The sequence below is a fragment of the Aeromonas sp. QDB31 genome (assembly GCF_027707605.1).
GTDB classification, from domain to species: Bacteria; Pseudomonadota; Gammaproteobacteria; order Enterobacterales; family Aeromonadaceae; genus Aeromonas; species Aeromonas media.
Window position 1 is genome coordinate 13,713 of the sequence record NZ_JAPCIX010000010.1, and the last position, 12,204, is coordinate 25,916.

The 12,204-nt window shown below is 63.1% G+C and carries 10 protein-coding genes; 5 read left to right on the plus strand and 5 right to left on the minus strand.

Annotated elements, in window-relative coordinates:
* Nucleotides 1–35: 35 nt before the first annotated feature.
* Together torA and torC are read right to left on the minus strand one after the other, a co-directional pair.
* The gene (torA, locus tag PG898_RS11955) at nucleotides 36–2,528 is read right to left on the minus strand and encodes a trimethylamine-N-oxide reductase TorA (protein WP_270824267.1); all 2,493 of its coding nucleotides are present in this window, start codon (nucleotides 2,526–2,528) and stop codon (nucleotides 36–38) included.
* 40 nt (nucleotides 2,529–2,568) lie between these two features.
* Entirely contained in the window at nucleotides 2,569–3,735 is a 1,167-nt protein-coding gene (gene torC, locus PG898_RS11960; RefSeq protein WP_171273377.1) for a pentaheme c-type cytochrome TorC, read from the minus strand.
* Nucleotides 3,736–3,880: 145 nt separating this feature from the next.
* Between torC and torR the strand changes: the two genes are divergently transcribed.
* Nucleotides 3,881–4,594, plus strand: a complete 714-nt coding sequence (gene torR / locus PG898_RS11965; protein WP_021230387.1) for a two-component system response regulator TorR — start codon at nucleotides 3,881–3,883, stop codon at nucleotides 4,592–4,594.
* Nucleotides 4,595–4,633: 39 nt separating this feature from the next.
* Here the strand turns inward: torR and PG898_RS11970 are convergent, their stop codons facing one another.
* A complete protein-coding gene (locus PG898_RS11970; RefSeq protein ID WP_161506918.1) occupies nucleotides 4,634–5,038 on the minus strand; it encodes a GFA family protein in 405 nt (134 codons plus the stop codon).
* Between the two features lie 37 nt (nucleotides 5,039–5,075).
* Complete coding sequence (gene torT / locus PG898_RS11975) at nucleotides 5,076–6,122, minus strand: TMAO reductase system periplasmic protein TorT (RefSeq protein ID WP_270824266.1); 1,047 nt, start codon at nucleotides 6,120–6,122, stop codon at nucleotides 5,076–5,078.
* Between the two features lie 70 nt (nucleotides 6,123–6,192).
* Here torT and torS point away from each other — a divergent pair, with 70 nt between their 5' ends.
* The gene (gene torS / locus PG898_RS11980) at nucleotides 6,193–9,012 is read left to right on the plus strand and encodes a TMAO reductase system sensor histidine kinase/response regulator TorS (protein ID WP_270824265.1); all 2,820 of its coding nucleotides are present in this window, start codon (nucleotides 6,193–6,195) and stop codon (nucleotides 9,010–9,012) included.
* A gap of 3 nt (nucleotides 9,013–9,015) precedes the next feature.
* Here torS and PG898_RS11985 read toward each other — a convergent pair whose 3' ends face one another.
* Entirely contained in the window at nucleotides 9,016–9,342 is a 327-nt protein-coding gene (locus PG898_RS11985) for a hypothetical protein (protein ID WP_270824264.1), read from the minus strand.
* A gap of 433 nt (nucleotides 9,343–9,775) precedes the next feature.
* Between PG898_RS11985 and glyA the strand changes: the two genes are divergently transcribed.
* The 3 genes from glyA to nrdR all read left to right on the plus strand — a co-directional run bounded on the left by glyA (nucleotide 9,776) and on the right by nrdR (nucleotide 12,156).
* Nucleotides 9,776–11,029, plus strand: coding sequence for a serine hydroxymethyltransferase (gene glyA / locus PG898_RS11990; protein WP_106887638.1), 1,254 nt, complete (start codon nucleotides 9,776–9,778; stop codon nucleotides 11,027–11,029).
* Nucleotides 11,030–11,111: 82 nt separating this feature from the next.
* On the plus strand, nucleotides 11,112–11,570 hold the full coding sequence (locus tag PG898_RS11995) for a hypothetical protein (protein WP_270824263.1): 459 nt from the start codon (nucleotides 11,112–11,114) through the stop codon (nucleotides 11,568–11,570).
* Between the two features lie 136 nt (nucleotides 11,571–11,706).
* Entirely contained in the window at nucleotides 11,707–12,156 is a 450-nt protein-coding gene (nrdR, locus tag PG898_RS12000) for a transcriptional regulator NrdR (protein WP_025326027.1), read from the plus strand.
* Nucleotides 12,157–12,204: the final 48 nt, after the last annotated feature.

Here is a 12,204-nt window from a genome sequence, read left to right on the forward strand (position 1 = left end):
AGGAAACTCAAGGGGGCGCTTTCGTCCCCCCGGGGTCAGAGCGCAGGGAACATGGGGTCTATTCCCTTGGCCGACTCCGGCGCGCCGAAGGCGGTGACGGCGGGCGCCTCGCCACTGAACTTCTCGATCTCCACCAGGGCGGTATGGGCCGTGGTGGCCTGCGCCAGGCTGGAGGAGCCGATGTCGGCGGTCAGTACGTTGGGATCCCCATAGGTGCAGAGGGTGCCGACCTTGCCGCCCTCCTGGGGGCCATACCAGGCGCCCTCCTGGATCCTGACCACGCCAGGGGCGTAGTCCTCGCTCACCACCAGACCGGCCAGCACCTGACCACGACCGTTGAACACCCGCACCAGATCCCCGTCCTTGAGGCCGCGCGCCCTGGCATCCTGCGGGCTCATGTAGACGGGCTCGCGACCCTGCACCGTGTAGCTGGCACGGTAGTTGTCGGAGGAGCAGAGCTGGCTGTGCAGCCGCTTGTCCGGGTGACAGGATTGCAGGTGCAGCGGGTATTGCTTGCTGCCCGGCCCGCCGTGGGAGCGCTCGTAGGGCTCTATCCAGACCGGGTGGCCCGGGCAATCCCCATAGCCGTAGTCGGCGATGGTCTTGGAGTAGATTTCGATGAGACCGGAAGGGGTACCCAGTGGTTCCAGATCCGGCTCCTGACGGAACGACTCGTGGCGCACCCAGGGTTGGCCCGCCGGGAAGGTGACGAAGCCTTCGCCGTGCCAGAACTGGCTGAAACGGGGCAGACGAATGCCGATGCCGCGGCCCTGCAGGCGGGCGTCGTCATAGATGCTCTGGATCCACTCCAGCTTGCTCTTGCCACCGGTGAACTCGGCCTCGCGACCGAAGCGACGGCAGAGATCGGCGAAGATGTCGTAGTCATCGCGCGCCTCGAACAGCGGCTCCACCACCTTGTACATGGCCAGAATGCCCGCGTTGGAGTGGGAGCCCCACTGCTCTATGTCGTCCCGTTCATAGGTGGTGGTGGCGGGCAGCACGATATCGGCGAAACGGCAGCTGGCGGTCCACTGGTGATCGATGCTGACCACGGTTTCCAGCTTGCGCCAGGCCGAGACCATCTTGTTGCGATCCTGCTGGTGGTGGAACGGGTTGTTGCCGCAGAACACCGCCATCTTCATGTGGGGGTAGGTGATTGTCTGGCCGTTGAAGGCGATCTGCTTGCCCGGATTGAGGATGCAGTCGACGAAGCGGGCCACAGGAATGTATTTGGAGTAGCCCTTCCAGTCGCCGTCATGAAGCGGCTTGACCCCGGGAATGACCGAGCTGAAACCGGACATGATGGGGCCGCTGGAGGTGATGGTACCCGCCCCGTTGTAGTGCCAGCCAAAGCCGTAACCACCGCCCGGCAGACCGATCTGGCCAATCATCGAGGCCAGTACCACCAGCATCCAGGCGTACTGTTCGCCGTGGTGCATGCGCTGTACACACCAGCCGCCGATGAGCTGGGTACGGCCGCTGCTCATGGCGCGGGCCAGCTCGCGGATGGTCTCGGCAGGTACGCCACAGATGGCGGCGGCCCACTCGGCATCCTTCACCTGACCATCGCTGGTGCCCAGCAGGTAGGGCAGGAACTTGTCAAAGCCGGTGGTGTAGTTCTTCAGGAACGCCTCGTCGTGGCGCTTCTCGCTGTAGAGGGTGTGGGCGATGCCCAGCATCAGCGGTACATCGGTCTGCGGATTCAGGGTCACCTGATCGCAATTGAGGTACTTCTGGGTCTTGGATTTGACCGGGTCGACGCTGATGACCCGGATCTCGCCCTTGGCCACCTTCTCTTTGAGCTGCGCCCAGTAGTCGTAGACGCTGTGATCCGGCACCAGCCAGCCCACTTGCAGGTTCTTGATGGGATCGGAGCCCCAGATAACGATGGTCTTGCTGTGTTCCAGCACCAGTGGCCAGGAGGTTTGCTGCTCATACACCTCCATGGCGCCCGCCACGTGGGGCAGGATCACCTGGGCGGCACCGGTGGAGTAGTCACCGGCCTTGGCCAGATAGGTGCCGTGCAGGTTCATGGCGCGTCCCAGCATGGCGCCGGCTGAGTGCAGCTTGCCCACCGACTGCCAGCCGGAGTGACCGGCATAGAGGGCGCTCGGGCCATAGGTTTTCTGCACCCGTTCCAGCTCGTGATAGAAGAAGTCCAGCGCCTGTGACCAGGTGACCCGCACAAAGCGGTTCTGGCCGCGTTCGCTGGTGTCGGACTGGTGGCCCTTGCGCAGCCAGTCCAGTCGCACCATGGGATAGCGGATGCGGGAGGGGTTGTAGACCACCTCACTCAGGGCCTTGAGCATCTCGGTGGGGTGCTTGTCGTGCTCGAATGGCAGGGTCTCGACCCAGCGGCCATCGACCACCCGGGCGCGGAAGGCGCCCCAGTGGGAACCGGACTGCACCAGCTTGTCGCCGGACTCGGCGGCCATCACGGCGCGACCGAGCAGGGAGGGGCCGATCAGGGCAGAGGCACCGCTGGCCAGCAAGCCACCCAGAAAACCACGACGGGAAATATTGATCATCTTGTTATTCCTCTCTCGGATCCGGAACTCGAATCCGGAATTAGTGGCTGCCCTGACCACCGGTATCGGCGGCATGGTTTTGCAGGTATTTGAGCAGGGTGCGCTCCTCTTCCTTGCTCAGGCGATAGTAGGCAGACATCGCCTTGAGCCCCGAGATCCAGCCGTTGGCAGTGAAGTGAGCGGGATCCGGCGCGCCGTGGCAGGAGTTGCAGGTGGATTTGTACATCTCGCCGGCGTAATCCCAGATTGGCTTGAGTGAGGACTCAAAGCCCTTGCCATCGACCCAGGCCTGCACTTGAACCTGTTCCCACTTGATATGGGTGGCGCTGTCGGTCTCCTGCTTGAGCACTGTCTCGCTCGCTTTCAGCTCGTCACGGACGGTGGCGACAAAGACCCGCTTGCCCATGTATTCGCTCAGTACCCGGCCCTTGCCGTCGCTCTCGCGCCACCCTTCGATGGTCACCTTGAGGCGATCGCCGCTGCGGGCCACTACCTCGATGCGGGAGGCGGGCAGCAGCTTGCCGACCGGTTCGTTGCTCTGTTCGCTGGCGTAGAGATCTTTTTCACCCAGGTTGTAGAGGGTCTCGGCGGCCGGTGCCTGTTGCGCGTCGTTGGCCAGGGTGGCGTAAGTGGCCCGGAAGCCGCCCGCCATGTTGGGCAGTTCGTGGGCGATGCCCTTGTGGCACTCGATGCAGTTCATGTTCTTCGCCGCCGCATCTTTCATCGCCAGCGCTGCCGCCGGGGACTGCTTGGCGTGATCCATGTTGTCGTAGCTATGGCAGGACTTGCAGGTCTTGGAGTTCTGGCGGCTCATCCGGGCCCACACTTTCTCGGCCAGATGCAGGCGCCGGTCCTCGAACTTCTCCTGGGTGTCGATGCTGTGGCCGATGTACTCCTGATAGAGGTCGTTGGCCGCCTCCATCTTGCGTGCCACCTTGCCGACGAAATCCTTCGGCTGGTGACAGTCGGTACAGACCGCCTGCACCCCGGAGGCATTCTTGAAGTGGATGGACTCCTTGTACTCCGGATAGACGGTGTCTTTCATGGAGTGGCAGGAGATGCAGAATTCGAGGCTGCTGGTTTTCTCAAAGCCATAGTGCAGGCCGACGGTGCCCGCGAGGGTGACGCCGACGCCCACCAGAAGCAGCGCCAGTACCGACCAGCGACGGCTGGGGGTGCGCAGGAAGTGCCACAGTTTTTTCATCATGCTCTCTCACATCACTTTTTTGATGGGAGCCATGATAGGGAGGCGTTGTGAACAGGGCTGCCGCCACAAATTAATGAAATAGGGGTATTTATGACAAAATGTGAATAGAATAATCCTCCCTTGTCGACCATCGTGAACCCTGCCCATGAGCTACCACATTCTGGTTGTTGAAGATGATGCGGTTACCCGCGAGAAGCTGACCGGCTATTTCGAGCGGGAGGGCTATCGGGTGACGGCGGTCGAAAATGGCCAGGAGATGCGCGCCGTGCTGGCGGAGCAGACGGTCGATCTGGTGATGCTGGATATCAACCTGCCGGGGGAAGATGGTCTGCTGCTGACCCGTGAACTGCGGGCACGCAGCACTGTGGGGATCATTCTGGTCACCGGCCGCAGCGATGCGGTGGACCGGATTGTCGGCCTCGAGATGGGCGCCGATGACTATGTCACCAAGCCGTTCGAGCTGCGGGAGTTGCTGGTGCGGGTCAAGAACCTGCTGTGGCGGATCTCGCTGGCGGCCGCCGCGCCGAGCGAGCCTGCGGTCGTTGACGATGCGGTGCGCTTTGGCCCCTGGCGGTTTGACATTCCCCGTCGCCAGCTCAGCAAGGACGGAGTGCCGGTGCGTCTGACCAAGGCCGAATATGAAGTGCTGGTGGCCTTTGTCGCCCATGCCGGGCGGGTGCTCAGTCGGGAGCGGATCCTGACCCTCATCAGCCATCGCGGCGATGGCCCGAGCGATCGCACCATCGACGTGCTGATCCGGCGGCTGCGGGGCAAGATGGAAGCAGATCCCCGGGATCCCCAGTTGTTTGTCACCGTCCATGGTGAAGGCTATCTGTTTGCTGGCGAGATAGCCTCCTGAATCAGGCGTGGTGGCCTTGGTCTGTCTAACTCGCGAGGATCAGACCGGCGGGCGGGTATCAAATTGCGGACAGTCGTCGCCAATCTGGTGCCAGGGTGCCTTGGAGCCGACAAAGATATGAAATGCGGGTCGCTGGCTTGGCACATCGTCCAGCACCCCGAGGCGCAGGTTGATCTTGCCGCTGCTGCTCTTCTGGCTGAACAGGCTGGAGCCGCAGTGACGACAGAAGGCCAGGGTGGTCTCTGCCGATTTCTGGTAGCGGCTGATGGCATCAATGCCCTTTACGATGGTGACCTTGTTGCCATCCAGTCCGCCGACCGAGGCGTAATCTCCCCCTGAAAACTTGCGGCATTCGCCGCAGTGGCAGTTACCCATATAGTCGAATTGATCCGGCAGGGTCAGGGCAACGGCGCCGCACAGGCAGCTGGCATGTAACACTTTCATCTCTTCTCCTTGAGTGTGCTAATCGGATTTTGGACGGCTATTCGACCCGATAGACGGGACGAAAAGCGCCATCCGAGAGGGAGTCGGCGGGGTCGGCCAGCGGCGCAGACAGCGTCAGAATGGGTGGCCCCATCACCCGTGGGCACTGCTGTGCACTAGCATCCGGGTGTTGCAGAAGGCAGACCGCCTGAGCGACCGCAAGACGCCCCTGCAGCCGCATCTGATCGCTGTTGGCGGCCAGGATCTTGCCCCGGCGCAGGCCACGCTGTACCCCGTGACTGAAGTAGGTGCTCAGCACTTGGGGCCTGTCGAGATGGCGCTGCGCCAGCTCGTTGACCGCCACTTCGGCGGCGATGGCGCCCCCCACCAGATAGTCGAAGTCGGGATAGCGGGCCAGAGTCTGCTGCACCAGAGTGCGCTGGATTTCCCGGCTGTTGTCGCCGCGCTCGGTGGTGACCAGCTTGATGGCGCTCCCCTTGATGGCGTCGGCAAAGCCCGGCTCGACGAAGTTGTTGCCGCCGCTCGCCTGCGGGCCGGGGAAGAGGGCGACCGAGACCGGCTTGCTGCCTGCGGGGTGGCGCTGCGCCAGCCAGTGGCCAATCTGCCAGCCCATCTGGTACCAGGAGACCCCCACCTTGGCTTGCACCAGACCGGTGGGCAGATCGTTGACCAACCCAAAGACCGGCAGCGGCGTGGCCTTGATTGCCTCGCTCAAGCCCTGATAGCTCACCGCGCCGAGCAAGATGGCGTCGCTGCCTTCCTGCACGCACCGCTGCAACTGCTGGCGCTGCTCGACGAGGGCGCCGTAGCCCCCCGCTTCGTGGATCTGCAATTTGACCCCCAGCCGTTTCGCCTCTTCCACCATGCCCTGATTGACCGACAGCCAATAGGCGTCGCGCAGATGGGGGTAGAGGGCACAGAGGGTTAGCGGTTTGGTTGTGGCGGAAGGTTCCGGCCACTGCTGGCGCACCGGCTGGCCGCTGAATTCGCCGCCAGGCCAGAGATCGACTGCAAAGGCGAGGGCGGTGCGAGGAAGCGTGAGCAACCACATAAGCAACAGCAGGGAGAGATAGACGCTTCGCATGGTCAGGGGTTTTGTTAAAGTGTTGGGCCATATTATCCGGTCAAAGCCGACCACAACCAAGGTGCTGAGCGTGAGAATCTTTTCCGGCCTGGGTGGCAAGTTGCTGCTGGCCTTCTCCCTGATGGCGTTGCTGACCCTGAGTGCCTCCCTGCTGGGCTGGGTGGGGCTTAGCCATCTGCGCCAGCTGGAGCAAGGAGTGCAGCAGACCCTGGCCGACCAGGAGCTGGCGCGCACGCTCTCTCGCCTCAGCGGCGAGATCCAGAGCGCGTCGCGGCTGCTGGCCACCGCGACCAGCGAGCAGGAGCGGGAGCATCAGGGGCGCTTGCTTACCCTGCAGGGACAACAGCTTCAGCAGGTGCTGGCACTACTTGGCCGTGGGCAGGGTTCAACAACCCTCGATCAGCTCAGCCAGAGCATCATCGGCAATCTGGGTCAGCAGGGCTGGCTGGTGGGAGAGCGACTGACCTTGATGGCGCAGGGCGAGGCGCAGCGGGCCCGTCTGGTGGCGGCGGCCGGGCAGATCGCCGAGCTGGCGCGCAGCCAGATGGAGAACGCCGAAACCGTGATGGTGGCGGGACTGGGTTCCCTCTACCAACAGCAAGGTGCGCAGGCGACCCGGACGCTGGACCGCCTGCTGGAGCAGGATCTTGACTGGCTGGAGCAGATGACCGAGCTGCGTCATCGCACTCTGATGCAGCAGCAGCGCATCGAAGAGATGTGGCGCAGCGAACGGCAGGAACAGTTGCAAACGCTATTGCAAGAGGGGCAGCTGGAGCTGGCCATCTTGCAACTGCGGGCCGGGGCGGTGACGGATCCGGCCCGCCGGCAGGGGGTGGAGCAGGCGCTGACCGTGCTGGCGCAGAGCGACAAGCTGGTGCAACTGCGTAGCGACTGGCTCGGCAAGGGGGAGGCGCTGCGGGTGCTGGCCAGCGCCAATGAGGCCTTGATGAGCAGCCTCAACCAGCAGGTGGGTGACTTGGTCAACCGCGCCCGCGACTCCCTGGGAGAGAGCCAGCAGGCGTTAAGCCAGCGCCTCAAGTTGTTGGAGCAGGCCCTGATGGGGATAGGTCTGCTTACCCTGGTGCTGCTGATGCTGCTGATGTGGCGCATGGTCTACGGCCGCATCGTCTGGCCGCTGCAACATGCGGTGAAGGGGATGAGCCGGTTGGCGCGCGGGGATCTGGCTCCCCTTGAGCCGATCGCCGGGGCGGGCCGCGATGAGCTGGCGGAGCTGGGCCGGGCCCTACAGGTGTTTCGAGACAATGCGGTCGAACTGGGCCGCCATCAGTGCGAGCTGGAGTCGCGGGTCGAGGAGCGCACCGGTCAGCTCAGCCATGCCAACCTGCGCCTCAACGAAGAGGTGGATAAGCAGCGGCAGGCACGGGCCGAGGCGGAACAGGCCAATCGGGCCAAGTCGGTCTTTCTCGCCACCATGAGCCACGAAATTCGCACCCCCATGAACGGCATTCTGGGGGGCCTGACCCTGCTGGAGGATACCAGCCTGAGCGAGACCCAGCAGCGCTATCTCGCCGCCATAGAGCACAGCGGCGAATCCTTGCTGGAGATCCTCAACGACATCCTCGATTACTCCAAGATCGAGGCGGGCCACGTGGAGGCGCGCCGGGAACCCTTCCCGCTGCATCAACTGGTCGATGAACTGAGTGCCCTGTTCAGACCCAAGGCAGAGGCCAGAGGAGTGGCCCTGGTGCTGGAATACGCCCCCGCCCTGCCTCCCGTGGTGGAAGGGGATCTGGGCAAGCTGCGCCAGGTGCTCGCGAACCTCTTGGGCAACGCGGTCAAGTTCACCGCCAGGGGGCGGATCTGCCTCGAGGTGAGCCCCCTCCCATGCGGTGGCCCCTGCGCCGAGCCCTGCATCCTGTTTGTGGTGAGCGATACCGGCCCCGGCATTCCTGAACATGAGCAGGAGGCGGTGTTCGAGGCGTTCCGCCAGCGCAAGCGGGACATGGGGCATCAGGGGGGCACCGGACTCGGGCTTGCCATCAGCCGCAAGCTGGTGGCCGCCATGGGGGGAGATCTGCGTCTCGCCAGCCAGCCCGGAGAGGGCTGCCGCTTCAGCTTCAGTCTGCCCCTGCAACGCTCGGCCGCCCAGCTGCCGGCTGCGGCCCAGCCGCTGCACCTCGGCCAGTCTCACGAGATCCTGCTGGTGGAAGACAACGAGATCAACCGGCTGGTGGCGCACGGCATGCTGACTCGCCTGGGTCATCGCGTCACCCTGGCGGAAGATGGGCGCTCGGCGTTGGCGCGGGTAACCGAGCGAGGATTCGATCTGGCGCTACTCGACATCAACCTGCCCGACATGGACGGGATGACGCTGCGCGAAGATCTGGCCGCCATCAGCGAGGAGGTGCACGAGCGGCCGCTGCCCGCCATCGCCATCTCGGCCCAGATGTACCCCGAGGATATCCGCCTCTGTCTGGAGGCGGGTTTTGCGGACTTTGTCGGCAAACCGGTACGCCTGGCTGCGCTGGCCAGCGCCATAGACCGTCAGTTCCAGATAGAGACAGCGCAGGCCCTGCCGGGCACGAGGGAGGGCACTGTCAGTCAGCCCGCCCCCCGGGTCGCCAACCCCGTGCTGGACGCCGACCTGGCCTTGCTCGGCAGTCAGCGCATCCGTCAGCTCATCGGATTGTTCGAATCCCAGGGGGCGGCTCTGGTGGCCGCGCTGGTGCGGTGCGAGGGGGAAGAGCGCAAGGGAATGGCCCACAAGCTCAAGGGCAGTGCCTTGGCGCTCGGACTGGATGACTTTGCCGCGCAGTGCGCCGCCCTGGAGGCGGGTGACGCTGATCCGGCCGGGCTGGCCGGGGAGTTTGATGCGGCGGTGGCGATGCTGAAGGCGTGGCAGGAGAAGCACCTGACGGCCCCGGCATGATCCTCAGCCTGGTCTGCTGCCGACGGTTTCTCTGCCGCTTTCTTCCTGCTCCTCGTCTCTATAGAGCGCCTGCTTGCAGCGGGGGCAGATGTGCTGGCGCCGGTAGTCGGCCTGGTGCACCACCCCCACCTCGAGCTGCTGATGGTGGCCGCAATGGATGCAGAAGATGATATCGCCATCGACGGCCTCGGGGTGGGCCGCCAGGTACTGCGCCCGGGTGGGCAGCGTCTCCCAGCTGGTGGTGCAGGCGCCCTTGCGACTGCCGGTGTAGTAGACCCAATAGAAGATGGCAAAGACAGCGACAATCACAAACAGCATCAGATGATCCATGGTGGAGTTCCCCCTTGTGGTGAGAGAGGCAAATGCAGGGCTCTGGTGTGACCCTGTGCGCCAAAGGGCCCTGCCGTTGCCAGCCCATGGCCGCTCGCCAGGCTTCGCAACCGCTGTGCTGTCTAAAGATGTTATCTGTTAGTAAATGCTATATCCATGATCTGGCTCTGGTTTTTGCCCTCCATTGGGGAAGACTCGGAGGGCGGGTCAGGCAGGAGCGTCGGGCGCCTGAGGAGGGGGCGAGTCGGTGCAGGGCGCGCGGGGCCCGCGAGAGGCAAGGGGGAAGAGGGGCGTCCGGCTTCGAAAATTGCGACGTATTTTACATTTTATAAACAAGTTTTTGGGTGGTTGGACTGTCTCTTTGATCCAGCTCACGTTACAATGCGCGGGCCCACTTCACCTATCGCGCAAACGATTTTCAGGAGATAAACGGATGTTGAAACGTGACATGACCATCGCCGGCTATGATCCAGAGCTGTGGCAGGCCATCACAGACGAAACCCGTCGTCAGGAAGAACATATCGAGCTGATCGCGTCTGAGAACTACACCAGCCCCCGCGTCATGGAAGCCCAGGGCTCCCAGTTGACCAACAAGTACGCTGAAGGCTACCCGGCCAAGCGTTACTACGGCGGTTGCGAGTACGTCGACGTGGTCGAAACCCTGGCCATCGAGCGCGCCAAGGAACTGTTTGGTGCCACTTATGCCAACGTGCAGCCGCACTCCGGCTCCCAGGCCAACAGCGCCGTTTACATGGCCCTGCTGCAGCCGGGCGACACAGTGCTGGGCATGAACCTGGCCCATGGTGGTCACCTGACCCACGGCTCCCCCGTCAACTTCTCCGGCAAGCTGTACAACATCATCCCCTACGGCATCGATGAGTCCGGCAAGATCGACTATGACGAGATGGAGCGCCTGGCCGTCGAGCACAAGCCGAAGATGATGATCGGTGGCTTCTCCGCCTACTCCGGCATTGTCGACTGGGCCCGCATGCGCGAAATCGCCGACAAGATCGGTGCTTACCTGTTCGTCGACATGGCTCACGTGGCCGGTCTGATTGCCGCAGGCGTCTACCCGAACCCGGTGCCCCACGCCCACGTGGTCACCTCCACCACCCACAAGACCCTGGCCGGTCCCCGTGGTGGTCTGATCCTCTCCGCCGCTGACGACGAAGATCTGTACAAGAAGCTGAACTCCGCCGTCTTCCCGGGTGGTCAGGGTGGCCCGCTGATGCACGTCATCGCCGGCAAGGCCGTGGCCTTCAAGGAAGCGCTGGAGCCAGGGTTCAAGACCTATCAGGCCCAGGTCGTGAAAAACGCCAAGGCCATGGCCGCCACCTTCATGGAGCGCGGTTACAAGATAGTCTCCGGCGGTACCGACAACCATCTGATGCTGGTGGATCTGATCGGTCGCGAGCTGACCGGTAAAGAAGCCGACGCCGCTCTTGGCAAGGCCAACATCACCGTCAACAAGAACTCGGTGCCGAACGACCCGCGTTCCCCCTTCGTCACCTCGGGTGTGCGGATCGGTACCCCGGCCATCACCCGCCGTGGTTTCAAGGAAGCCGAGTCCATCGAGCTGACCAACTGGATCTGCGACGTGCTGGACAACCACGACAACGACGCCGTGCTGGCCACAGTTCGCGAGAAGGTGCTGGACATCTGCCGCCGTTTCCCTGTCTATGCCTGATTGGCCAGACAGTCTGGTTTGAGACCAATGCCACCTTAGGGTGGCATTGTTTTTTCTGGCATTTGGCAAGAGGTGAGGGCTGATGACGTTGAACAACGGCGAACAAATGTGCGATGAAGGGCGTGATGAGGAGTGGGAGGCGGCGCTCAAGCTGGCGATCCGCGCCCAGTATCACTTTCGTACCAGCGATCAGGGGCTGCTGGCCTGGGATGTGCGCCGCTTGGTGCGACTGAGTCGCGACCTGCCGGTGCAGGCGGTGGCACTCGGCCGGATTACCGAACTCGACAAGGTGCACTGGTATGGCCATGACGCCGCCAGCCCCACGGTGCGCAGTGTGGTCGAGCATTGTCAGCTCATCATGGCGGCGGATCTCGCTTATCCGGTCATTCTGGACAGCGCCGGTCGGGTGATGGATGGCATGCACCGGATCGGCAAGGCATTGATGCTGGGTCATGACTATATCGATGCGGTGCAGTTTGCACTCGATCCTGCCCCCGATTATCTGGATTGCGATCCCGATACCCTGCCTTACGACGACTGAGCTGCCCCTTGGTGATAACGGGCAGAAAAATCACGCTTTTCCACTTTTTACCGCCCTTGTATGGCCGTGCTACACTGGCCGGCCAAGATCCTGACCCCGCGGGGCAGGTGCCTTTTCCGTTAACGCCGGAGGTCAGATGCATTGCCCTTTCTGTAGTGCCGTTGATACCAAGGTGATCGACTCCCGTCTGGTGGCAGAAGGCCATCAGGTGCGCCGCCGTCGTGAATGCCTGCTCTGCCACGAGCGCTTCACCACCTTCGAGATGGCCGAGCTGGTGATGCCCCGTGTCATCAAGTCCAACGGCTCCCGCGAGCCCTTCAATGAAGACAAGCTGCGGGCCGGCATACTGCGGGCCCTGGAGAAGCGGCCAGTGAGCATGGAGGCCATCGAAAAGGGGGTCAATCACATCAAGTCCCGGCTGCGTGCCACCGGCGAGCGCGAAGTCGCCTCCCAGCTGGTGGGCAACTTGGTGATGGATGAGCTCAAGAGCCTGGACAAGGTGGCCTATATCCGCTTCGCCTCCGTCTATCGCAGCTTCGAGGACATCCGCGAATTCGGTGAAGAGATCGCCAAGCTGGAGAAGTAATGCTATCGGGTGGGCAAGCTGATATCCGCTTCGTTTCCACCTATCGCA

Excerpts from the sequence above, each read along its gene's own strand:
- torA (WP_270824267.1), bottom strand. The coding sequence starts at position 2,528 with ATGATCAATATTTCCCGTCGTGGTTTTCTGGGTGGCTTGCTGGCCAGC.
- torC (WP_171273377.1), bottom strand. The coding sequence starts at position 3,735 with ATGATGAAAAAACTGTGGCACTTCCTGCGCACCCCCAGCCGTCGCTGG.
- torR (WP_021230387.1), top strand. The coding sequence starts at position 3,881 with ATGAGCTACCACATTCTGGTTGTTGAAGATGATGCGGTTACCCGCGAG.
- PG898_RS11970 (WP_161506918.1), bottom strand. The coding sequence starts at position 5,038 with ATGAAAGTGTTACATGCCAGCTGCCTGTGCGGCGCCGTTGCCCTGACC.
- torT (WP_270824266.1), bottom strand. The coding sequence starts at position 6,122 with ATGCGAAGCGTCTATCTCTCCCTGCTGTTGCTTATGTGGTTGCTCACG.
- PG898_RS11985 (WP_270824264.1), bottom strand. The coding sequence starts at position 9,342 with ATGGATCATCTGATGCTGTTTGTGATTGTCGCTGTCTTTGCCATCTTC.
- glyA (WP_106887638.1), top strand. The coding sequence starts at position 9,776 with ATGTTGAAACGTGACATGACCATCGCCGGCTATGATCCAGAGCTGTGG.
- PG898_RS11995 (WP_270824263.1), top strand. The coding sequence starts at position 11,112 with ATGACGTTGAACAACGGCGAACAAATGTGCGATGAAGGGCGTGATGAG.
- nrdR (WP_025326027.1), top strand. The coding sequence starts at position 11,707 with ATGCATTGCCCTTTCTGTAGTGCCGTTGATACCAAGGTGATCGACTCC.